The following is a 20,314-nucleotide window of genomic DNA, read 5'->3' as shown; positions in this document are numbered from 1 at the left end:
GGTGTCCGGTCCAGCGCCCGCTGCGCGGTCGTGCGCAGCCTGCGGCAGCGGCTACACAGGCAACGTGGTTCCTGTAGCCGCTGCCGAGCCTGCGAGGCTGCGCTCGGTTTGGGCGGCATTCCGACGCAGCGACCGCAAACCCAGCATCCCGGATCTTCCCGCCGGCGCGGGGGGGCTTCAGTCGGTGCCGTCCATCAACTGCTTGATGCGCAGCCAGTCGTTGCGCGCTTCCAGGTACTTTTCGTTCGCCAACTGCTTGGCTTGGCTGAACAGGGCCAGGCGGTCGTCGTCGACATGGTCGGTGTTAAGCAGCTCATAGGCCTGGACATCCAGGCGGTCGGCTTCGGCAAACAGTCGGGCGTTGTGCGCCAGCTCCCGGTTGATTCGTTCTGTCCTGCTCATGGATGCATCGTCCTCGTCTGAATCCTGTCTATGGCCGGCCAGGGTCATTTCCACTGCCATTTGCCGCCGGCCATTTCACAGTCGGTCCTGGCCTGCTGGAGGTGTTCCGCCTGGTAATAAAAGGTCACCACCTGGGCCTTGTCGGGGATGTTCAGGGATGAACCCTGTGGGTCCTTGGCGGTCGCCCGCGGGTTGGCCAGCGCTTCCTGGGTCAGGCGCGCCCGGCACACGGCGAGGTAGGACTCGTCGCAGTTGGCGACCTTTTGTTTCTCCTGGGCCAGGGTGCCCGTGCTCTCATTGCTGCACGACCAGCCGATGGCTTCGGCCGGCACGCCTTCGAAGAGGTAACAGGTATGGGTGTCGACATTGGCGACATCGGCGCTTTGCGAGCGGGTGACCACGTCGCAGCTCTGGGCGAAGGCGCCGCCGCTGCACAGGGCAACCACGGCAAGACAAGTCAGCGTACGGCTATTCATGGCGATCCCTCTTCCTGGCTCTGGGGGCCTCGGCGACCTGCGCTGTAGCGGGCGGCCGAGACAGTCAAACCCTGCCTGAATTTGGAAAATCGGCCCTTGCCCGGGGTTCCGTGGGGCTGCCGAGCGGTTGTCGCCAGCCACTTCATTCCGGCGTGCCATGGATCAGCTCCAGGGCCTCGCTGCGCGACAGCGGCCGCTGCATGCGCTGCGACAGCAGGGCCATGGCCCGCGGGTACTCGCAGGCGACCACTGACTCCACCTGTTCGTTGAAACACAGCAGGGCGATAAAGCGGTACTGCTCCGGCTCGCCCTCGAAGACGATCTGGTTCCACCGGCGGGCATGGCCGAGCACCTCGAAGGTCTGGTCGTAGAAATAGGTCCAGAAGAAGGGCACCACGCTGAAACTCAGCTGCTCGCCAAGCATGTTGCAGGCGGCGAGCCGGCCTTGCTGCTGGGCCACGCGCCAGTGTTCGATGCGCTGCGAGCGGCCGTCGCAGGGGAAACTCACGAGGTCGCCGGCCGCCCACAGGCCATCGGCCACGGCCAGGCCGGCATCGGCCTTGAGCGAACCGTCCTCGGCCCGCTCGAGGCCTTCGGCGAAGGCCGTGGCAGGGCTGACGCCGATGCCGAACAGCACCAGGTCGACGGCGATGCGCTGGTCGTTGTCGAGGACCACCTGTTGCACCTGGCCCTCGCCGACCAGGGCCCGGGCTTCGCAACCGGCGTGGTAGATCACCCCGTGCTGTTCATGCAGGGCCCGTATGGCGCTACCGATGCGTTCGCCCAACTGGCGTTGCAGCGGTACCGGGTGGCGACCGATCAGGTGCACCATCAGCCCGCGTTTGCGCAGGGCCGAGGCGGCTTCGAGGCCGATAAAGCTGTCGCCGACGATCGCCACGCGTTTACCGGGGCGGGCCTGTTCCAGCAGGTGCGCGGCATCCTCCCGCGAGCGCAGCATGAACACCCCCGGCAGGTCGGCGCCTTCGATGGCCGGCAGGCGCGGTTCGGCGCCGGTGGCCAGGAGCGCGGCGTCGTAGTCCAGGCGCTGGCCGTCGGCCAACAGGATCTGTCGCCGCCTTGGGTCCAGGCGCAGGACCTCGGCCTTGAGCACCTGTAGATCGGCCTTGCGATAGAACTCCGGCTCGAGCAGGGCCGGGACTTCATCCGGCGGCATCTCGCCGGCCAGCACGTATTTGCTCAGGGCGGTGCGGTCATAGGCGGGCCGCGCTTGCTTGTCGATCCAGGTCAGGTTCCTGCCGAAGCCTTTGGCCTGCAGGGTCGCCACGGCCGCGGCCCCGGCAGCGCCGGCGCCGATTACCAGCAGCCGGCGCGAGTCGGCCAGTCGTGGCGGGGCGGGCTCGGCCATGGGCTGGTCGGCGACCCAGACCCGGTTGTCATGGCGGATGTCGACTTTGTAGCGCTTGAGGCTCGCCAGGGGAGGCGGCTCGCAGACCAGCCCGCTGTCGCAGGCAAAGGCGCCCTTGTGCCAGGGGCAGATCAGTCGCCCCTGATACACCGCGCCCTGTTCCAGCGGCGCCCCGGCGTGGGGGCAATCGGCCTGGTAGGCCCGGACCTGATCGCCGGTGCGAACCAGCAGCACGGCTTCGGCGCCGACCTGGACCCGGGTGCCGCGGTCTTCGGGCAACTGGTCGAGGCGGGCCACGACATAAAAGGTCATCGCTTTTCTCCTGCGCATTGCGCGCCCTCGGCCATCCTTGCGCGCCACCTTCTCGGGGGCGCGGGGCCGGGTACGGAATCTTCTGCTCGAGGGCGCAACGCGGCCCGGCCAAGTGGCTTCGCACGGCTTTCGTCATGAACGCCGCCAATCGCTGGATTAAGTGTGGACCCTGCAAAGCGCGACCGATGGGCGCGCTCCGATAGCCGGTCATGCCCGGGCCCGGGCCAAGCCGCTAGACAGCCAGACCGCTAGACCGCCAGTTCGATCAACCGGCCTTCGACCTGGCCGGCCTCGATGGTCAGGCAGCCCAGGCTGACCGGCAGCTTGAAGCGCCTTGGCCCGGCGCTGCCCGGGTTGATGTAGAGCACATCGTCCTGCCAGAACTGCAGCGGCCGGTGGGAGTGGCCGCTGACCACCACCCGCACGCCCGGCGGCAGAGGCTTCGGCACCTCGGCCAGGACATGGCAGAGCAGCAGGTCGACGCCATCGAGCCGCACGGTGATGTGATGGGGCAGTGCCCGGGCCCAGTCATGGGGCTGATCGACATTGCCGAATACCGCGGTCACCGGCGCCAGGTGTCCGAGGGTGGCGAGCATCTGCGGGTCGCCGATATCGCCGGCATGCAGGATGTGCGCGCACCCCTGCAGCGCTGCCAGCGCGCCGGGGCGAAGCAAACCATGGGTGTCGGAGATCAGGCCTATTTTCATGCGCGCTTTTCATCGAAGGCTGGCTAACGTGGTTTCGCCGTGGTGCAAGCATAGCCAGTCGCGCTCGACGATAACCGGCGTGGGCAGGCCGGAGGCATGGGCTGTCCGGGCAAAAAAAGCCGGAGTGCGTCAGGGACGACACTCCGGCGTTGTGGATCAGGCTTTGCGGGTACCGCCGCCGGAGCCTTGGGTACCGCCTTTCTTGCCTGCGTCAGGGGCTTTTTGCCGATCGGCGGGGATGTTGCCCCCCGAACCCTGGCCGCCGGATTTCTTGCCGGTCGGTGAGGGTTTTTGAGTGTCCTTGTTGCCCATGAGTGGGTTCTTTCCGCTGGTAGCCATTTTTTCAATCCTCGATAGTGAGCGATTTGACACCTCGCAAGATTGGGAAACAAAACTGCAAACGAAAGTTTGAAAAAGTTTCTTGCGGGACGACGAGTGGCGGGGGATCGATTGGCCGCGGGCAGTTGTCCAACATTAAGTCGGTTTATAGGGCCTGCGGGATCAAGTTGTATTTTCAATTGGAGGACCGGAGGGCCTATCGGTCTAACTGAACGACGCGCGGCATTTGCCGGCTGGCTGGCCGCACGTGCGTTGACCGCGTGCCGATGGCCAGACAACCGACCCTACTGGCCCATGCGCAAGAATGCATAAAAATAGCCTGGCGGAGACCGATATGGCTGATCAGCCGCGCAGAGTTCTGGACGAGGACCGTTTTCGCTTGCTGGTCGAAGCGGTGGTCGACTACGCGATCTACATGATCGATCCCCAGGGCATCGTCACCAGCTGGAATGCCGGCGCCAGGCGGTTCAAGGGTTACCAGGAAGCGGAAATCCTCGGCGCGCACTTTTCCTGTTTCTACACCCCCGAAGACCGCCAGGCCGGGTTGCCGGAACGCGCGTTGAATACCGCGCTCACCGAGGGGCGTTTCGAGGGCGAGGGCTGGCGGGTGCGCAAGGACGGTACGCGCTTCTGGTGCCATGTGGTGATCGACCCGATCCGCGATTCCAATGGGCAGTTGCTGGGTTTCGCCAAGATCACCCGCGACCTGACCGAGCGCAAGATCGCCGAAGAAACCCTCAGGCAGAGCGAGCAGCAGTTTCGCCTGCTGGTGCAGAGCGTCACCGACTACGCCATCTATATGCTCGACCCCAACGGCCGGGTCAGCAGCTGGAACCTCGGCGCGCAGCGGATCAAGGGCTACCTGCCGCAGGAAATCATCGGCGAGCATTTCTCGCGCTTCTACACCGAGCAGGATCGCCTCGACGGCGTGCCCCTGAGGACCCTGGAAATCGCCACCCGCGAAGGTCGTTTCGAAAAGCAGGGCTGGCGGGTACGCAAGGACGGCACGCAGTTCCTCGCCCATGTGATCATCGATCCGATCCGCGGCGATGCCGGTGAGCTGTTGGGGTTCGCCAAGGTCACCCGCGATATCAGCGAGACGGTCGAGGCGCAGAAGGCCCTGGAAAGTGCCCGCGAGGCGCTGTTCCAGGCGCAGAAACTGCAAGCCATCGGTCAGCTCAGCGGCGGCATCGCCCATGACTTCAACAACCTGCTGACGGTGATCCTGGGCAACCTGGAGCTGGCGCGCAAACGCATCGGCGACGACCCGAAACTCTCGCGCCTGCTGGACAATGCGGTGGTCGGCGCCGAGCGTGGAGTGTCGCTGACCCAGCGCATGCTGGCCTTTGCCCGGCGCCAGGAACTCAAGACCGAGCCCGTGGCCCTGACGCAGCTGATGACCAATCTCAGTGGCTTGCTCGGCAGCTCGTTGGGGCCCCAGGTGAGCATTTTCAACGAGCTGCCCGAATCCTTACCGACAGTGCTCGCCGACGTCAACCAGCTGGAGTTGGCAGTGCTCAACCTGGCAACCAATGCCCGCGATGCGATGCCGGGCGGCGGCACCCTGGTGTTCAAGGCCGATCTGTGCGACAGCGGCCAGGCCGCCGGCGTCAACCTGCCCCATGAGCGTTATGTGCGCCTGTGCGTGATCGACAGCGGCGAAGGCATGGACGAGCAGACCCTGGCCCTGGCGGCCGATCCGTTTTTCACCACCAAGGGCGTGGGCAAGGGCACCGGCCTTGGCTTGTCGATGGTGCATGGCCTGGCCGAACAACTGGGAGGGCGGCTGATCCTCAAGAGCCTCAAGGGGCAGGGCACCACCGCCGAGTTGTGGTTGCCCCTGGCGAGCCAGGCGACTCCCGTCGTCCCGGCTCGTTTGCCGGCTCCGGACTCGCAGCAGCAGCCTTTGTGCGTGCTGGTGGTCGACGACGACAGCCTGGTGCTGACCAGCACCACGCTGCTGCTCGAAGACCTCGGGCACCAGGTGCTCTGCGCGATGTCCGGCGCCCAGGCGCTGCAACGCTTCGCCGAATACCCGGCGATCGACCTGATGATCACCGACCTGGCGATGCCGGTGATGGACGGCGGGCAACTGGCGAGCGCCGTGCGCGAGCTGCGCCCGGACCTGCCGATCATTCTCGCCAGTGGTTATGCCCAGCGCCTGGAGGGGCTGGCCGCGGCCTTGCCGCGGGTGCCCAAGCCTTACACCCAACTGCAATTGATCGAGGCGCTGGCGCAGGCGGTGAGACAAACGCCGTCCAGCCTCAGGACGTGCCGCTGACCGCCGGTTGAGCTCGCCGGGCGCCGCGGATACGTCGATACGACCAGGGGGCACTGCCGATGAACGCGCTGAAAATCGCCACCTTCAACCTCAATGGCATCCGTGCGCGCCTGCCGAACCTGCTGGCCTGGCTGGAACGCGAGCGCCCCGACATCGTCTGCCTGCAGGAGCTCAAGGCGCTCGACCGGGAGTTTCCCAAGGCGGCCCTGGAGGCCGCGGGGTATGGCAGCCTGCACCACGGCCAGGCGTCCTGGAACGGTGTGGCGATCCTCGCCCGCGACAGCCAGCCCCTGGAAATCCGTCGCGCGCTGCCGGGCATCGAGGACGACGGGCAAAGCCGCTACCTGGAGGCGGCGGTCCACGGCGTGCTGGTGGGGTGCCTGTACCTGCCCAACGGCAACCCGCAACCGGGGCCGAAATTCGACTACAAGCTGGCCTGGTTCGAGCGCCTGATCGCGCATGCCGCGACTCTGCAGGACAGCGCGCACCCGGTGCTGCTGGCGGGGGACTACAACGTGGTGCCGACGGATTTCGATATCTACAACCCGCGCTCCTGGCTCAAGGACGCGCTGCTGCAACCGCAAAGCCGCGAGTGCTACCAGCGGCTGCTGGCACAGGGCTGGACCGACGCCTTGCGCGAGCTGTACCCGGATCAGCGGGTCTACACCTTCTGGGATTACTTTCGCCAGCACTGGCCAAGAAACTCCGGCCTGCGCATCGACCACCTGCTGCTCAACCGGGCCCTGGGTCCTTACCTGGAGAACGCCGGGGTCGATGCCTGGGTGCGCAACGAGCCCCACGCCAGCGATCACGCGCCCGCCTGGATAGCCCTGGGCACGCGCAAGCGGCGCGGTTGAGCCCGAAGACAAGGCACAGGCATAAAAAAGCCCGGCGCCAAGGCCGGGCCCGCGAGCAAAAGAGCTCGCCAGGGTGAGGAACGGGGTCAGGCGGCATGGCGCAGGCCCTTGGCGCCCTGCATTCTGCTGGCTTATCCCGGTGGTCGGTCGGGATGGCGCCGGCGTTTCTTGTTGCTCTCGTAGCGGGCGAGCATCGGTTGGGTGCTCAGGCCGTGAACCAGGATGCTCAAGGCCACCACCGACAGGGTGAGGTTGGCGCTGGCATCGGCCAGCGCCGGGTCGAGGTCGTGGTTGAGGGCATAGAACAGGTAATAGAGGCTACCGATGCCGCGGATGCCGAACCAGCCGAGCAGCAGGCGCTGGCGGCCGTCGAGCAGGCGGCCCCAGGGGATCAGCAAGACGCTGAGCGGGCGGATCAGCAGGAACAGCAGGGCGCCGACGGTCAGCGCATGCCACTCCCAATGGGCGACCAGCACCACGCCGAGCAGGGTCACCAGGAACACTTCCATGGCCCGCTCCACCAGGCCGCCGAAGGCCAGCATGTCGCCGAGCATGATGCCCGCCGCGACCTGGCTTTCGCCCAGGGCCTCGACGTCGCCATGCACCGCCTGCGCCGGATCGACATGCTGGTGGCCGACCACCGGTTGCACCAGGTGTTCGGCCGGCGCCCGGGCATGGTCGCTGGAATGCACCTCGGCCTGGCGCAACCCCAGGGCGGCGGCGAACACCGCGAGAAAGCCGTAGCCGTGGATCAGTTCCGCCACCACGTAGGCCAGGGCGATCAGAGCGAAGGTCAGGTAGTCGTTCGGCGAGACCGTGCTGTCGGCGTACTTGATCCGCAGGTGCAGGGTCAGGTGGCCGAGGCCGCGGCCCATCCAGTAGCCGCTGAGCAGCCCCGCGGGCACTGCCCAGAGCAGGCTGAACACCACCCAATCGCCGAGCCAGGCGCCGGGGTCGTCGCCCTGGCGGGTCAGCAGCAGGCCGAGGATCACGAAGGGAAACGCCACGCCGTCGTTCAGCCCGGCCTCGCCGGACAGGCCGAAGCGCACCCGGTCGTAGTCCTGGGCGTCGCTGACCTGGACCAGGGTCGCCAGCACCGGGTCGGTCGGGGCGAGGATCGCGCCGATCAGCAGCGACGGCCCCCAGGGCATGTGCAAACCGTAGTGCAGCAGCAGGCCGACCCCGGCGATCGACAGCAGCATCACCGGCCCGGCCAGGCCGAAGGCGATGCGCCAACTGCGGCTGTTGAGCGGCAACCTGAGCTTGAGGCCGCTGACGAACAGCGAGAACAGCACCGCCACTTCGGTCAGGTGTTCCATCCAGCCCGCGGCCTGGTGGATGTCCAGTTGCAGCAGGCCCAGGCCGGCGGGGCCGATGGCGATCCCCAGCGCCAGGCAGACCACCGAGGTGGTCACGGGCATCCAGCGCAGGTAGGAGGAGGTCAGCGCGAGGATCAGCAGCACCGCGCCCAGGACCGCGACCCAGGCAATGAAGGTCATGCCGGCCTCGGGTCGCGCGCAGCGAGGCTGCCTTGAGCGTTGGCGGGCCCGGCCAGCGCGGCGGCGATCATGAGCGGGCTGGGGGCGACAGGCATGGACAGATCCTCATGAGCGCGGACGTACAGCGCTCGCCAGCTCGAAGCGGCGGGCCCTCAAGCTGAAGACGCCCGCCAGGCCCGGACGTTCCACCGCGCAGCCGTACGGCAGGCGCCATGGCCATTCGTCCAGTGCTTCGCACCCGGGGCGCGGTTCGGCATCGAACAAGAACAGGCAATGCCGCCCGGACCGATATGGAGGTGCTTATGACTCGCCAGCCCGTTGATCCGCGCAACGATCCGCAGAACGATCGCACGCGCGCCCCCGAACCGCTGGAACCGCAGGACGCCCACGGGTTGCCTGGCTACCCCGGGCGGGCCGCGGCCGCGGATGAGAAAAAGCCCGCCAAGGGCCCGGCCAATCGCCCCGAGCCCGAACCGGGCGCCACTGAACCTGGCAACCAAACCCCGGAACAGGACAACGAAAAAACCGCTTGAGGCCGTGGCTCGCGCCGCGACGGGGCGGCCTTGGCGCCCGGGGCAACAGGGTCAGCCGCCCGAGACTTTCCAGTGCCTGACGTCGTCGGCGAAGACCACCTGGCGCACCTCGTGGGCGATGCCGTAGGCCAGCGACTCATGGGCGGCGATGACCTTTTCCTCGGCCGACAGGCATTTGAAGATGTCCAGCTGGGTCGCCGCGTCGGCGGTTTCCAGCTCGTAGATTTTCACGTAGCGCGCCAGGTCGTTGTCCAGGCTGGAGAGGTATTCGCGCAGGCGCTGGTGATCCACCGAACTCTGGCTGAAGTACCAGTTCATCGGGTGGATCAGAAAGCGCGAATGCGGCGTGGTGATGCGTCGGTTGGCGGCGAGAAACATGATGATGCCCATCGACTCGATGTTGCCCGCGTTGATCGCGCACAGCGGCACCGGCAGGGATTTGAGAAAGGTGTAGAGGGTGAAGCCGAAGTTGGTGCTGCCGCCGGTGGTGGAAAGATTCAACAGCAGCGAGGTGGCGCCTTGCTCGATGGCTTCCAGGCAACTGTCGCGAAAGCGTTCGGTGGTGCCCTGGTCGATCTGGCAGTGAAAATGCACGATGTGCTCGGTCATCGGACGGCCTCCCGGTGTGGGGCACATCGTGTGCCCAGGCTCTACGATTGAGCCCGGGCGGCGGCGAAGGTTTCTTCGCGACCCGTGGCGAGCGACGGGCGGAGACGCGCGGCGCCCGAACCGGCGGCTGTCAACGCGGCAACGGCTCAGCGCCCGGTGTGCTGCAGGATGGCCGGGTCGCTGTCGGGCGTGGATTTGGGCCGGCTTTCCAGTTCGGCGAACTCCTGGTTCACCAGGCGCAGGTGTTCGATCGCTTCGCGCTGCTTGGCTTCGGCCTTGTTGCGCAGGCGGCGGTACTGCTCGAACGTGTCGATATCCAGGCGCCCATTCTCCAGCAGTTCATAAGCCTGGGCATTCAGGGCCCGGGCCTGGTTGAACAGTCGCTGGTTCTGCTCCAGGGCGAGCTTGTGGCAGGCACGGATCTGGAAACGCTGGTGGGTGCTGTTCATGACATTCTCCTTATTCTGTGCAATCGGGTGTGCGGCCCTGTGCTGGTCATGCATCGTTAAGAGTTCGACCCGGCCGCTGGAGGCGGGACTGCAAAAATAATCAGCGGAAAAACCGTTGGATCGCCCGCGGTTCCGCGCAGCGAAAAATCATGTTTTTCAATCGGTGACCAGGGCCAGACAGCCTGGCCGACCACTCATCCATTGCCTCGCACCCCGTGGCCCGGCCCAGTGCCTAACCCGATAAGGCCCGGATTCCCCGGGCCTGCCGTGAGGTGCACCATGAACCAGTCGATGCATGACCCCAGCGAGCCCCGCACTCCCGAACCCGATCCTCTGCAACCGGCCCGTCGGAACGACCCGGTGACCGACCCCAATGTCAACGGCGATGCCGAACGCAACAAGCCTCAGGACGACGATATGGAGCGGCCGATGGACCCCGACCTGCCGGCCCCAGACGAGCCGACGCCACTCTCCGATGACCGACGCTGACGCGTCCCGCAAACAAGCCCGCCACACCGGCGGGCTTGTTTCTGTCAGGGCTGCCGCGTGCCGCGGGCAGCTCCTTTTCATTGACCGCGCACCTCGATAGAACGTGGGCGAACGCCAGCGGTCAACCCAGAACAAACCCCACAGGGACCCATCGACATGAGCGGCGTGGAACAGATTGTCGAGTACCTGCGCCAGCAGCACCTGCGGTTGACCACCGCCGAGTCCTGCACCGCTGGCGCCATGGTGACCTTGCTGGCCCAGGTGCCGGGCAGCGGCGAGCTGATCGAAAGCGGCTACGTGGTGTATTCGTCCGAGGCCAAGCAGCGCCTGCTGAATGTCAGCCGCCAGACCATCGAGACCTTCAACCTCACCAGTTGCGAAGTCGCCGGGGAAATGGCCCTGGGCGCCTTGCGCGACAGCCCGGCCACGGTGGCGGTGGCCACTACCGGGCTGCTGGGGCCGGACGATGTCGACGGCATCCCGGCGGGCACGGTGTGTTTCGCCTGGGCCTTCGCGATTGCCGGGCAATTGGCCCTGTTCACCCGCAAGGAACGGTTTTTCGGTTCCCGCGAGAAGGTCCAGGAACTGGCGTCGCTGCACGGCCTGCTGCAACTGCCGCACTTTCACCAGGCCGCGCTCAACGGCGAACGTGGCTAGGGGCGACCATGGACGATTCCGCCGAAGACGACCTGCTGCCGCGCAGCCAGCCGATCCAGGAGGACATGGCCCTGCAGCGCAAGGTCTGGCGTTTCGAGCGAGTGGGTTGGTATGCCCTGGTGGTGATCGTCCTGCTGACCCTGGCCGGGCTGTTTTCCAGGGGCCCGCTGAGCACCCGGGACATCAGCAGCGCGGACGGGAGCCTGCGCGTGGAGTACCAGCGCTTTCTGCGCAACGGCGCGACGGATTCGCTGACCCTGCACCTGCGCGGCGGCGCCCGGCAATTGCTCGAGGTGGAAATCGCCGGCGAGCTGTTGCAGGGCTTCAGCGTGCAGGCGCTGCAACCCGAGCCGCTCAAGGCCAGTTCCGCCGGCGCTGGCATCCGCCTGTGGCTGCGCGCCGACGCCGATGGCCAGGCCCGTCTGTACCTGACGCTGCTCAGTACCGGGGTGGGGTTCTATGACAGCCGGATCCGCCTGGCCGACCACCCGCCACTGTCCATTTCCCAGTTCATTTATCCCTAGGTGATGCCATGGATTCGGTCTTGCGCGCGGCGTTTATCTATCTGGTGCTGCTGGTGCTGTTCAAGATCGCCGGGCGGCGTTCCCTGGCCGAGCTGACCACCTTCGATCTGGTGCTGCTGATGGTGATCGGCGAGGCGACCCAGCAGGCCTTGCTCGGCGAGGATTTTTCCCTGACCAATGCGCTGCTGGTGATTGTCACGCTGATCGTCATCGACGTCGGCCTGTCGCTGCTCAAGCTGCACTCCGACGGTTTCTCGCGTCTGGTCGACGGCGGGCCGACCGTGATCGTCGAACATGGCCGGCTCCTGCGCGGGCGGATGCGCCATGCCCGGCTGGTGGAGGCGGACATACTCGAAGCGGCCCGCGCCAGCCAGGGCCTCACCAGCCTGGAACAGATCAAGTTCGCGGTGATCGAGCGCAACGGGAAAATATCGATCATTGCCTATGACTGAGGGGCCCGGCCCCTCGAGACGGGCTGGCACGCCTCGAGGCTTGCCCGAGGCGCGAGCCAGCGCCGCTGCGGCTTACAAGATCGGCTTGCCGCCGGTCACCCCATAACGGCAACCCGATAGATAGCTGGCCTCATCCGAAGCCAGCAGCACATAGATCGGCGCCACTTCCACCGGTTGTCCCGGGCGCCCCAGGGGCGTCTGTTCGCCGAAGTGGCTGACGTGGTCCTCAGGCATGGTCGAGACGATCAGCGGGGTCCAGATCGGCCCCGGCGCCACGCTGTTGACCCGGATGCCGCGCTTGCCCAGCAGTTGCGCCAGGCCGGCGCTGAAGTTGGCGATCGCGCCCTTGGTGGTGGCGTAGGCCAGCAGGGTGGGCCTGGGCATGTCGGAGTTGATCGAACTGGTATTGATGATCGAGCTGCCTTGGCCCATGTGCGCCAGGGCCGCCTTGCAGATGCGGAAGATGGCGGTGATGTTGATGTCGAAGGTCTTGCACCATTCGCTGTCGGAAATGTCTTCGATTTCGTCGTGGGTCATCTGGTAGGCCGCGTTATTCACCAGCACATCGATACGCCCGAATTGCGCCACCGTGCGCTCGACCACGTTGTCGCACACCGACTTCTGCGCCAGGTCGCCGGGCAGCAGCAGGCACTGGCGGCCGGCCTGCTCGACCCAGCGCGCGGTCTCGCGGGCATCCTCGTGTTCGTCCAGGTAGGCGATGGCTACATCCGCGCCCTCGCGGGCAAAGGCGATGGCCACCGCGCGGCCGATACCGCTGTCGGCGCCGGTAATCAGCGCGACCTTGTTCGCCAGCCGGCCCGAGCCGACATAACTCTGTTCGCCGCAGTCCGGGTAAGGCTGCATTTGCCACTGGCTGCCAGGGACTGGCTGGGCCTGGGGCGGGAAGGGTGGTTTGGGATAGGTTTTCATCGGTGTGTCTCCTGTCGATGTCGGTGAGGACACGGCCGGGTTTCACCGGCCCGGACATCTATTGGGAGAACAGTCGGCGCTGAAAGTTGAAACGCAGTGGCCCGCAGCGCGACAGGCGGTTGAACCAGGGGCCTCGGCGCCGGATAACCCTTCTGCAGAAGCGAGCACGCTCGCTCCTGCAGGGTCGGGGGTGGGGGATCAGTTGCGGTCCAGCCATACCGTCTGTGCGTTGCAGAACTCGCGGACGCCGAAGTGCGACAGCTCACGGCCGAAGCCGCTTTTCTTCACGCCGCCGAAGGTCACCCGCGGATCGCTGGCGCAATAGCCGTTGATGAACACGCCGCCGGTTTCAAGCTCGGCGGTCAGGCGTTCGGCCAGGGCGACATCCCGGGTGTAAATAGTCGAGGCCAGGCCGAATTCGCTGTCGTTGGCCAGTTCCAGGGCGTGTCGGGCATCCCGGGCGCTGATGATCGAGGCCACCGGGCCGAACAGTTCCTGCTTGAACGAGGTCATCCGGTCGGTGACGCCGGCCAGCACCGTCGGCAGGTAGAAGTTGCCCGGGCCCTCGGCCTTGGCGCCGCCCAGCAGCAGGGTCGCGCCTTCGTTCAAGGTGGCCTGCACTTGTGCGTCCAGTTCGTCGCGCAGGTCGAAGCGCGCCATGGGGCCGATGTAGGTGGCGTCGGCCAGCGGATCGCCGACTACCAGCTGGCGAGTGGCGGCGACGAACTTCTCGGTGAAGGCCTCGACCACCCCTTGCTCGACGATCAGGCGCTTGGCGGCGGCGCAGACTTGCCCGGTGTTCTGGTAGCGGCCGATGACCGCGGCCTGCACGGCGGCGTCCAGGTCGGCGTCGTTGAGCACGATAAAGGGGTCGGAACCGCCGAGTTCCAGCACGCATTTCTTCAGGGCCGCGCCGGCCTGGGCGCCGATCGCCATGCCGGCGCGCACGCTGCCGGTCAGGGTCACGGCGGCGATCCGTGGGTTGGCAATCGCCCGGGAGACGCCGTCCGCGGTAACGTTGATCACCTCGAACACGCCCTGCGGGAAACCGGCGCGCTGGAAGGCTTCCAGCAGCAGGTAGGCGCTGCCCATGACGTTCGGCGCATGCTTGAGCACATAGGTATTGCCGGCGATCAGCGCCGGCACCGCACCGCGCAGCACCTGCCAGATCGGGAAGTTCCACGGCATCACTGCGAGGATCGGGCCCAGCGGCCGGTACTCGATGCGCGCCTTGCCGCTCGGCACCGCAGCCGGCTCGGGGGCGAGCATCGCCGGGCCTTCGGCGGCGTACCACTCGCAGAGCTGGGCGCACTTCTCGATCTCGCCGCGGGCCTGGGCGATGGGCTTTCCCATTTCCAGGGTGATGCTGCGGGCCAGGGTGTCGCCGTTGTCGCGCAGGGCCTTGGCCAGGGCCAGCAACAGTGTCGAGCGCTGTTCCAGACCGGTGCGGCGCCACTGGGCGGCGGCCGTGGCGGCGCGGGCGAGGGCGGCGTCCAGCGCCTCGGCGGATTCATAGCGGTAATGGGCGATCTGCTCACCGGTGGCGGGGTTGATCGAAAGGGCGTGGGTCTGGCTGGAAACCGGGGTCATGGCAGCGTCCTGTGGGCTGGGGAATGGCCGCAGGTTAGGCTGGTACAGGGCTTATGAAAACTGAATAATAAAGAGCATATCTTTCACGTTTGGAGAATGAGATGGACCTGGTGCAGCTGGAAATCTTCAAGGCGGTGGCCGAGCAGGGCAGCATCAGCGCCGCGGCGCAACTCATCCATCGGGTGCCCTCCAACCTGACCACGCGGATCAAGCAGCTGGAGCAGGATTTGGGGGTCGAGCTGTTTATCCGCGAAAAAAGCCGCCTGCGCCTGTCGCCGGCCGGCTGGAGTTTCCTCGACTACGCCCGGCGGATTCTCGACCTGGTGCAGGAAGCGCGGCTGACGGTCGCCGGCGAAGAACCCCAGGGCCCGTTCTCCCTCGGCTCCCTGGAGAGCACGGCGGCGGTGCGGATTCCGGCCTTGCTGGCGGCCTATAACCAGAAGCACGCCAAGGTCGAGCTGGACCTGTCCACCGGCCCCTCCGGGACCATGATCGATGGCGTGCTGTCCGGGCGCCTGACCGCGGCTTTCGTCGATGGCCCGGTGCTGCACCCGAGCCTGGAAGGCGTGCCGGTGTTCGACGAGGAAATGCTCATCATCGCGCCGCTGGGGCATGCGCCTATCACCCGCGGGCGCGACGTCAACGGCGAGAGCATCTACGCCTTTCGCGCCAACTGCTCCTACCGCCATCACTTCGAACGCTGGTTCAGCGAGGATGGCGCGGTGCCGGGCAAGATCCACGAACTGGAGTCCTACCACGGCATGCTGGCCTGCGTCAGTGCCGGCGCCGGCCTGGCACTGATGCCGCGCAGCATGCTGGAAAGCATGCCGGGCTGCGGCACCGTGAGCATCTGGCAGCTGGCGCAGCCGTTCCGTTTCCTGCAGACCTGGCTGATCTGGCGCCGCGGCACGGTATCGCGCAGCCTGACCCACTTCGTGCGCTTGCTGGAGGAGCGCGGGGCGGTATCGGCCAGCGCCTAGGAGGTCGGCACGGTCTGGTTGCGCCCCGCGCGCTTGGCCATGTATAGCGCCGAGTCGGCCTGCATCAAGAGGGTCTTGAACTCGGGTGTGGCGGGCACGCAGCTGTAGACGCCGAGGCTGATGGTCACGACGCCGCCGGGGTTGTCGACATGCTCGATCGCCAGTTCCTGTACCGCCAGGCGGATGCTCTCGGCCAGCACGTAGGCACCGCCAGGCTCGGTGTCCGGCAGCAGCACCGCGAACTCTTCGCCGCCGTAGCGCACCGCCAGGTCCGAGGGGCGCCGCACGCACTGGCTGATGGCCCGGCTGACGGCGCAGATGCAATGGTCGCCCGCCACATGGCCATAGCGGTCGTTGAAGCTCTTGAAGTGGTCGATATCGAGCATGATCAGGCTGATCGACGAGCGTTGCCGGGCCGCCCGCCGCCACTCCAGTTCCAGGTTGCGCTCCAGGTGCCGACGGTTGGCCAGGCCCGTCAGGCCGTCCTGCAACACCAGGGTCTCCAGCACCGAGCGGGCTTTCTTCAAATGGCTTTCCACCCGCAGGCCCTTGCGCACCTGTTTGAACAACAGGATGCCGACCAGCAGGTTGATCAGTAGCACCACGGCGATCATCGCGGTCAGCTTGTAGGTATCGGCGCGCCAGCTGCTGAGAATGGACTCCTGGGAATTGGCCGCCGCCACCACCAGCGGGTACTTGTACAGCACCCGATAGCCGAACAGGCGGTCGACGCCGTCGATGATCGACTTGACCATGACCGTGTCCGCGGGGGCACGGGGTATATGCACGGAGAAGATTTCGCCCCGGGCCAGGGACGCACCGATGAGCTTTTCGTCGAACGGCCGCCTGGCGATGATCGTGCCCTGGGGCAGGGCGAGAAAGATCGCGCCCTTGTCGTCGATGTTGAAACGATCGAAGAAGGTGTCGAAGTAGTCCATCTTGATGGTCGCCAGCACCACGCCCTTGAAGTTGCCCTGGGCGTCGTTGATCCGGCGCGAGAACGGGATTACCCAGTCGCCGGTGGTCTTGCTGCGCAGGGCCGCGCCGACCCTGGGGGACAGGGTTACATTCTCGCGGTGGAACTTGAAGTAGTCGCGGTCCGAGTTGTTCGCCTTTGGCGGCTTGTAGTCGAACGAGGTGAGCACCCAGTTGCCTTCCCGGTCATAGAAGAACAGGCCGTGCAATTGTTCGGTGGTGAACACACGCTTTTTCAGCAGCTTCTGGGTTTTTTCCAGGGCCTGGGGCGACAGGTCGTCGAGGCGCTCGATCAGCTCTTCGAGGATCAGGTTGGCTTCGTCGAAGGTATCGGTCGCCTGTTGTGCGATGGACAGGGCCAGGTTGCCGGAGATCAGCCGGGCTTGGGCCAGTTCGTGGGCCTTGCTGTTGATGACCTGGACGCCATAGATGCTGAGAATCGACACCGCGACCACCATCAGGAAGGCGATGGTGACCGCCAGTACGGGAAGTCGTTTCGACTCCAGGGCAATGTCTTCGAGGCTGATGTCGGATTTTCCGTCCATGGTGTTCCTTGTCTTGCCGGGAGTGAAACAGGGCTGTCGTCGGGCTCCTCGATGACAGCTGCCGCTCGTTGAAAAAAGTTGCCAGGGCCTTAGCCACGATAGCTCAGTGCTTCCCGCCGCAAGATAAAAAACAGGGCGCTCGCCGGCAGTGCGCCCTGCAGGGGCCGGCTCATGCGCTGGGCTGGGCCGGTGGCTCGCCAGGAGCCTTGTCCTGGTTGTCGCTGATCAGCATCAGGTTCTGCGGCGACGACAGGGCGATGCCCACTTCGCGCAGGCGCCCGAGGATGGTGAACAGCAGGTCGCTGCGGGCGCCGGACACCGAGCGCGGGCTGCCGACGTAGCCGCTGACGCTGATGATCAGGCCATTGCTGGTCAGGTCCTTGAACGACACCGAGGTCGCCGGCGCCTTGAGAATCGCCTCGTGCTCGGCATAGGCCTGCAGCAACAGCTCGCGCACCTGCAGCACATCGGTTTCCAGGGGCAGGGTCAGGGTGATGCCGACCACACCCAGGGCGTTGTCCATGGTCACGTTGCGCACGTTCTGCGAGATGAACTGCGAGTTCGGCACGATCACCGTGGAGCGGTCGGACATCTGGATTTCCGTGGCGCGCACGTTGATCCGCCGGATATCGCCCTCGACCCCGGCCAGGCTGACCCAGTCGCCGACCTTCACCGGCCGCTCGGTGAGCAGGATCAACCCGGAAATGAAGTTCTGCACGATGGCTTGCAAACCGAAACCGATACCCACCGACAGGGCGCTGACCACCCAGGTCAGGTTGGTCAGGTTGATCCGCAGGGTCGACATCACCACGATCGCCAGCAGGACAAAACCGATATAGCCGACCAGGGTCACCAGCGAGGCGCGCATTCCTGCGTCCATGTTGGTTTCCGGCAGCAACCGCTCGCTCAGCCAGCGCTTGAGCACCCGCACGGCGAACATGCCGCCGACCAGGAACGCCGCCGCCAGCAGCAGGTCCTGGGGCACGATGTTGAGGTTGCCCAGGGACCGGCCGCTGACATCCAGCTGGGTAAAGCCTTCCAGCAGTTCCCCCGGGCTCGACCCGGACGGCATGAAGGCCAGCAGCGCCGCGGTGAACAGCAGCAGGGTCCGGCCAATGCCCGCCAGCACGGTGGTGGCCTGGGCCTGGTGGCGCGGCGACAGGCCCAGGGCCGCCGCCAGCGCCAGGCCGCCGGGCTGCTTGGGCGACAGCAGGGTTTCGCAGAGGTCGCCGAAGCAGGCGATCAGCAGGTAGGCGCTGGTGGTCACCACGCTGATCCACAGCAGCTTGACGGTGAGGAAGTACGCCAGGCTCAGGTAGCCGCTGAGCAGCGACAGCAGGATCACCGCCACCCAGACCGCCAGGATGAAGGGCAGCAGCCCGGCGATGCCGGTGGGGCGCTCCAGCTCGAAGCGCCGGCGGGTACGGCGATGACGCAGCAGGGCGAAGAAAAAGATCAACGCGGTGACCAGCGCCGTCAGGCCGTTGACCGCCACGGTCAGGGCCAGGCTGCTGGCGATCACGCTGTTGATCCGCTCCTCGCCGGCGGTGAGCAGCAGCGCCAGCGCGAGGATCAGCGGGAACGGCCCCAGGGCCGTGGCGATCTGATCGGGAATCGGCGGCAGGCGCCAGGACGGCCGCGACAACATCAACATGGCGCGGCCGAGGCCGACGATGAAGGAGCAGAAAATCAGCAGGGTCAGCCACTGGCCGATCAGGTTGAGCACATCGGCGCTCAGGGTCGCGCTGTTGACCAGCCCCCAGCGCAGCAGCGAGGCGGCGGCATTGATGGTGACGATGGTCGCCAGCCCCACGGTCAGCGCCAGGGCGCTGCGGCGCAGGCGGCCTTCGGGCAGCCAGCGGATCATCGACCAGGTCGCCAGGCGTTCCAGCAGGCGCCGGCCGACCACCCAGATCAGCGCCGCGATGACCAGCGTGGTGATGAACAGCCCGCGATTGCCGGGGGCCAGTGCCGTATCGAATGCGGTCCAGACCTCATCGGAGAGGCGGTTCAGGCGCCTGAGGTCATCCTCGGTCGGGCGGATCAGCGTGGACCAGAAGGCCGGGCTGAGGGGGCTCGCCGAGCGGGTGCTGATCTGCGAGTTGAACAGGCTGCGCCGCAGGTTGATGATCTGCGCGGCGAGGTCGCGGCCGGACTGGCTGAGCAGAGTGGCCTGGCGCTCTTCGTCGAGCAGGTTGTCCTTCTGCGCGCTCAGCACCTGGCGCTGGCTGGTCAGGCTGGGCGCTTCGTCGGGCAACGGCGGGCCCAGGACCTTGAGTTGGTCGTCCAGGCGCTCGATATCGGTGGCGCGCAGGGCAACCAGGCTGTCTGCCTGCTTCTGCACTTGCAGCGCGGCCTGGCGCAGGTCCGAGAGCAGGTCGTCGTTACCGCTCGCCGACACGCTCTGGCGGATCAGCTCCAGCCGGTCGTTGAGTTGCTCAAGATCCGCACCCTCGGCCAGCAACGGCAGCTGGTTGCGGGCAACACTCTGCGGCCCGGGCGCCGGGGCCGCGAAGGCCGGTAGCGCAATACACAGCAACAGGGCCAACAGCCCCATCCCCCAGCGGTTCTGTCTCACTCGCCGCATCTGTCATGTCCTCTTTTGCTGTTCACCAGCCCTGACGAGCATAGACCGCGCCATCCCGGCATAAATTCCCCGGTGGGCGGCCCGCTGCCGTGGCGATCAGGGTGGCGCAGCATGCCGGTTTACGCGGCGTTCGAGAACGGGGTGGCGGTGAAAAAATCCACCCAGAGGCGCCTGGACGTGGCGGATCGGGCCAGTGCAGCCAGAACCCGTAGCATTCCGAGCGTTATTGGCTGCCTGGGCCGAGAAAAACCTAACGTCGTAAATCGCCCCAGCCAAACAGCACCTTCGCTTGAAAAACGCCATAACCGGATCGACATGGCGATGCCTTATCCAACTCATTCTGAATACCGATAGTTCAACCGGTATTTTGGGAAAGCTCCCAAATATTTCCTTTTCCTCGCTTGTTAGCGTGAAGGCGTTTTGTTTCCTGCTTACCCACAGAAGCCTTTGCCCTCTATGGGACCACGCAACATGATTGGAAAAGGAGCATTGGATGTTCAATGCAAGTCCGCAGACGCAGTTCAGCCTGACCCTCAACGAGTTCAAGCACGACCTTCAGGTCCTTTCCTTCACTGGCCAAGAATCCATCAGCGCGCCGTATTCATTTGATCTGGAGTTGGTCAGCGAACGGCCCGACCTGGACATTGAAAGTCTATTGCACAAGCAGGCCTTTCTGGCCTTCAACAACAGTGGCGCCGGTATTCATGGGCAGGTTTATCGCATCGCGCAAGGCGACTCCGGTAAGCGTCTGACCC

The 20,314-nt window shown here is 65.9% G+C and carries 20 protein-coding genes and 1 pseudogene; 9 read left to right on the top strand and 12 right to left on the bottom strand.

Annotation, left to right across the window (positions count from 1 at the left end):
- Window positions 1-177 precede the first annotated feature (177 nt).
- The 5 genes from BM019_RS20725 to BM019_RS30840 form a co-directional block, all read right to left on the bottom strand.
- Window positions 178-402 (bottom strand): hypothetical protein, encoded by a 225-nt coding sequence (locus tag BM019_RS20725; protein WP_062826311.1) that lies wholly within the window; start codon window positions 400-402, stop codon window positions 178-180.
- Window positions 403-446: 44 nt separating this feature from the next.
- The gene (locus BM019_RS20720) at window positions 447-878 is read right to left on the bottom strand and encodes a hypothetical protein (protein ID WP_092419754.1); all 432 of its coding nucleotides are present in this window, start codon (window positions 876-878) and stop codon (window positions 447-449) included.
- 142 nt (window positions 879-1,020) lie between these two features.
- Window positions 1,021-2,556, bottom strand: coding sequence for an FAD-dependent oxidoreductase (locus BM019_RS20715; RefSeq protein ID WP_092419751.1), 1,536 nt, complete (start codon window positions 2,554-2,556; stop codon window positions 1,021-1,023).
- 248 nt (window positions 2,557-2,804) lie between these two features.
- A complete protein-coding gene (locus BM019_RS20710) occupies window positions 2,805-3,263 on the bottom strand; it encodes a metallophosphoesterase family protein (protein WP_085530807.1) in 459 nt (152 codons plus the stop codon).
- 156 nt (window positions 3,264-3,419) lie between these two features.
- The gene (locus BM019_RS30840) at window positions 3,420-3,602 is read right to left on the bottom strand and encodes a hypothetical protein (protein ID WP_125738048.1); all 183 of its coding nucleotides are present in this window, start codon (window positions 3,600-3,602) and stop codon (window positions 3,420-3,422) included.
- A 334-nt stretch (window positions 3,603-3,936) separates the two neighbouring features.
- Here BM019_RS30840 and BM019_RS20705 point away from each other — a divergent pair, with 334 nt between their 5' ends.
- Both BM019_RS20705 and BM019_RS20700 read left to right on the top strand, forming a co-directional pair.
- Window positions 3,937-5,883: a hybrid sensor histidine kinase/response regulator gene (locus tag BM019_RS20705; RefSeq protein ID WP_037005234.1), complete on the top strand. Its 1,947-nt coding sequence runs from the start codon at window positions 3,937-3,939 to the stop codon at window positions 5,881-5,883.
- Between the two features lie 59 nt (window positions 5,884-5,942).
- A complete protein-coding gene (locus BM019_RS20700; protein ID WP_092419748.1) occupies window positions 5,943-6,740 on the top strand; it encodes an exodeoxyribonuclease III in 798 nt (265 codons plus the stop codon).
- 131 nt (window positions 6,741-6,871) lie between these two features.
- On the opposite strand, the gene BM019_RS20695 is transcribed toward BM019_RS20700, so the two are convergent.
- Window positions 6,872-8,239 carry a cation:proton antiporter gene (locus tag BM019_RS20695; RefSeq protein ID WP_092419745.1) on the bottom strand — a complete coding sequence of 456 codons (1,368 nt, stop codon included), beginning with the start codon at window positions 8,237-8,239 and terminating at the stop codon, window positions 6,872-6,874.
- A gap of 302 nt (window positions 8,240-8,541) precedes the next feature.
- On the opposite strand from BM019_RS20695, the gene BM019_RS20690 reads away from it, so the two are divergent.
- A complete protein-coding gene (locus tag BM019_RS20690; RefSeq protein ID WP_062825925.1) occupies window positions 8,542-8,772 on the top strand; it encodes a hypothetical protein in 231 nt (76 codons plus the stop codon).
- A 51-nt stretch (window positions 8,773-8,823) separates the two neighbouring features.
- On the opposite strand, the gene BM019_RS20685 is transcribed toward BM019_RS20690, so the two are convergent.
- Both BM019_RS20685 and BM019_RS20680 read right to left on the bottom strand, forming a co-directional pair.
- Window positions 8,824-9,381 (bottom strand): ATP-dependent Clp protease proteolytic subunit, encoded by a 558-nt coding sequence (locus BM019_RS20685; protein ID WP_085530812.1) that lies wholly within the window; start codon window positions 9,379-9,381, stop codon window positions 8,824-8,826.
- 146 nt (window positions 9,382-9,527) lie between these two features.
- Window positions 9,528-9,830: a hypothetical protein gene (locus BM019_RS20680; RefSeq protein WP_092419742.1), complete on the bottom strand. Its 303-nt coding sequence runs from the start codon at window positions 9,828-9,830 to the stop codon at window positions 9,528-9,530.
- Window positions 9,831-10,190: 360 nt separating this feature from the next.
- Between BM019_RS20680 and BM019_RS31200 the strand changes: the two genes are divergently transcribed.
- From BM019_RS31200 to BM019_RS20660, 4 genes are all read left to right on the top strand, one after another.
- The gene (locus tag BM019_RS31200; RefSeq protein WP_274306865.1) at window positions 10,191-10,319 is read left to right on the top strand and encodes a hypothetical protein; all 129 of its coding nucleotides are present in this window, start codon (window positions 10,191-10,193) and stop codon (window positions 10,317-10,319) included.
- A 156-nt stretch (window positions 10,320-10,475) separates the two neighbouring features.
- On the top strand, window positions 10,476-10,976 hold the full coding sequence (locus BM019_RS20670; RefSeq protein ID WP_092419739.1) for a CinA family protein: 501 nt from the start codon (window positions 10,476-10,478) through the stop codon (window positions 10,974-10,976).
- Between the two features lie 8 nt (window positions 10,977-10,984).
- The gene (locus BM019_RS20665; RefSeq protein WP_092419735.1) at window positions 10,985-11,500 is read left to right on the top strand and encodes a hypothetical protein; all 516 of its coding nucleotides are present in this window, start codon (window positions 10,985-10,987) and stop codon (window positions 11,498-11,500) included.
- Between the two features lie 8 nt (window positions 11,501-11,508).
- Window positions 11,509-11,952, top strand: coding sequence for a DUF421 domain-containing protein (locus BM019_RS20660; RefSeq protein WP_009043957.1), 444 nt, complete (start codon window positions 11,509-11,511; stop codon window positions 11,950-11,952).
- 72 nt (window positions 11,953-12,024) lie between these two features.
- Here the strand turns inward: BM019_RS20660 and BM019_RS20655 are convergent, their stop codons facing one another.
- Entirely contained in the window at window positions 12,025-12,882 is an 858-nt protein-coding gene (locus BM019_RS20655; RefSeq protein ID WP_062825921.1) for an SDR family oxidoreductase, read from the bottom strand.
- A gap of 198 nt (window positions 12,883-13,080) precedes the next feature.
- A complete protein-coding gene (locus BM019_RS20650; protein ID WP_092419732.1) occupies window positions 13,081-14,472 on the bottom strand; it encodes an aldehyde dehydrogenase family protein in 1,392 nt (463 codons plus the stop codon).
- 101 nt (window positions 14,473-14,573) lie between these two features.
- Between BM019_RS20650 and BM019_RS20645 the strand changes: the two genes are divergently transcribed.
- Window positions 14,574-15,452, top strand: coding sequence for a putrescine utilization regulator PtrR (locus tag BM019_RS20645; protein WP_062825919.1), 879 nt, complete (start codon window positions 14,574-14,576; stop codon window positions 15,450-15,452).
- On the opposite strand, the gene BM019_RS20640 is transcribed toward BM019_RS20645, so the two are convergent.
- Together BM019_RS20640 and BM019_RS20635 are read right to left on the bottom strand one after the other, a co-directional pair.
- Complete coding sequence (locus tag BM019_RS20640) at window positions 15,449-16,972, bottom strand: sensor domain-containing diguanylate cyclase (protein WP_092419729.1); 1,524 nt, start codon at window positions 16,970-16,972, stop codon at window positions 15,449-15,451. The two genes, BM019_RS20645 and BM019_RS20640, sit on opposite strands and share 4 nt — an antisense overlap.
- 169 nt (window positions 16,973-17,141) lie before the next feature.
- A complete protein-coding gene (locus tag BM019_RS20635) occupies window positions 17,142-19,559 on the bottom strand; it encodes a DUF3772 domain-containing protein (RefSeq protein ID WP_092419726.1) in 2,418 nt (805 codons plus the stop codon).
- A gap of 493 nt (window positions 19,560-20,052) precedes the next feature.
- On the opposite strand from BM019_RS20635, the pseudogene BM019_RS20630 reads away from it, so the two are divergent.
- A pseudogene (locus BM019_RS20630) lies at window positions 20,053-20,314 on the top strand (type VI secretion system tip protein VgrG); the annotation flags it as partial.

It is taken from the genome of Pseudomonas sp. NFPP07 (genome assembly GCF_900115645.1).
In the GTDB taxonomy this organism is placed as follows: domain Bacteria; phylum Pseudomonadota; class Gammaproteobacteria; order Pseudomonadales; family Pseudomonadaceae; genus Aquipseudomonas; species Aquipseudomonas chlororaphis.
The sequence above is the reverse complement of the archived record's forward strand: the minus strand, read 5'-3'. Positions and strand labels throughout refer to the sequence as shown.

Bases quoted from the DNA above. Each gene is read 5' to 3' on its own strand.
- BM019_RS20725 (WP_062826311.1), bottom strand. From the start codon at position 402: ATGAGCAGGACAGAACGAATCAACCGGGAGCTGGCGCACAACGCCCGA.
- BM019_RS20720 (WP_092419754.1), bottom strand. From the start codon at position 878: ATGAATAGCCGTACGCTGACTTGTCTTGCCGTGGTTGCCCTGTGCAGC.
- BM019_RS20715 (WP_092419751.1), bottom strand. From the start codon at position 2,556: ATGACCTTTTATGTCGTGGCCCGCCTCGACCAGTTGCCCGAAGACCGC.
- BM019_RS20710 (WP_085530807.1), bottom strand. From the start codon at position 3,263: ATGAAAATAGGCCTGATCTCCGACACCCATGGTTTGCTTCGCCCCGGC.
- BM019_RS30840 (WP_125738048.1), bottom strand. From the start codon at position 3,602: ATGGCTACCAGCGGAAAGAACCCACTCATGGGCAACAAGGACACTCAA.
- BM019_RS20705 (WP_037005234.1), top strand. From the start codon at position 3,937: ATGGCTGATCAGCCGCGCAGAGTTCTGGACGAGGACCGTTTTCGCTTG.
- BM019_RS20700 (WP_092419748.1), top strand. From the start codon at position 5,943: ATGAACGCGCTGAAAATCGCCACCTTCAACCTCAATGGCATCCGTGCG.
- BM019_RS20695 (WP_092419745.1), bottom strand. From the start codon at position 8,239: ATGACCTTCATTGCCTGGGTCGCGGTCCTGGGCGCGGTGCTGCTGATC.
- BM019_RS20690 (WP_062825925.1), top strand. From the start codon at position 8,542: ATGACTCGCCAGCCCGTTGATCCGCGCAACGATCCGCAGAACGATCGC.
- BM019_RS20685 (WP_085530812.1), bottom strand. From the start codon at position 9,381: ATGACCGAGCACATCGTGCATTTTCACTGCCAGATCGACCAGGGCACC.
- BM019_RS20680 (WP_092419742.1), bottom strand. From the start codon at position 9,830: ATGAACAGCACCCACCAGCGTTTCCAGATCCGTGCCTGCCACAAGCTC.
- BM019_RS20670 (WP_092419739.1), top strand. From the start codon at position 10,476: ATGAGCGGCGTGGAACAGATTGTCGAGTACCTGCGCCAGCAGCACCTG.
- BM019_RS20665 (WP_092419735.1), top strand. From the start codon at position 10,985: ATGGACGATTCCGCCGAAGACGACCTGCTGCCGCGCAGCCAGCCGATC.
- BM019_RS20660 (WP_009043957.1), top strand. From the start codon at position 11,509: ATGGATTCGGTCTTGCGCGCGGCGTTTATCTATCTGGTGCTGCTGGTG.
- BM019_RS20655 (WP_062825921.1), bottom strand. From the start codon at position 12,882: ATGAAAACCTATCCCAAACCACCCTTCCCGCCCCAGGCCCAGCCAGTC.
- BM019_RS20650 (WP_092419732.1), bottom strand. From the start codon at position 14,472: ATGACCCCGGTTTCCAGCCAGACCCACGCCCTTTCGATCAACCCCGCC.
- BM019_RS20645 (WP_062825919.1), top strand. From the start codon at position 14,574: ATGGACCTGGTGCAGCTGGAAATCTTCAAGGCGGTGGCCGAGCAGGGC.
- BM019_RS20640 (WP_092419729.1), bottom strand. From the start codon at position 16,972: ATGGACGGAAAATCCGACATCAGCCTCGAAGACATTGCCCTGGAGTCG.
- BM019_RS20635 (WP_092419726.1), bottom strand. From the start codon at position 19,559: ATGCGGCGAGTGAGACAGAACCGCTGGGGGATGGGGCTGTTGGCCCTG.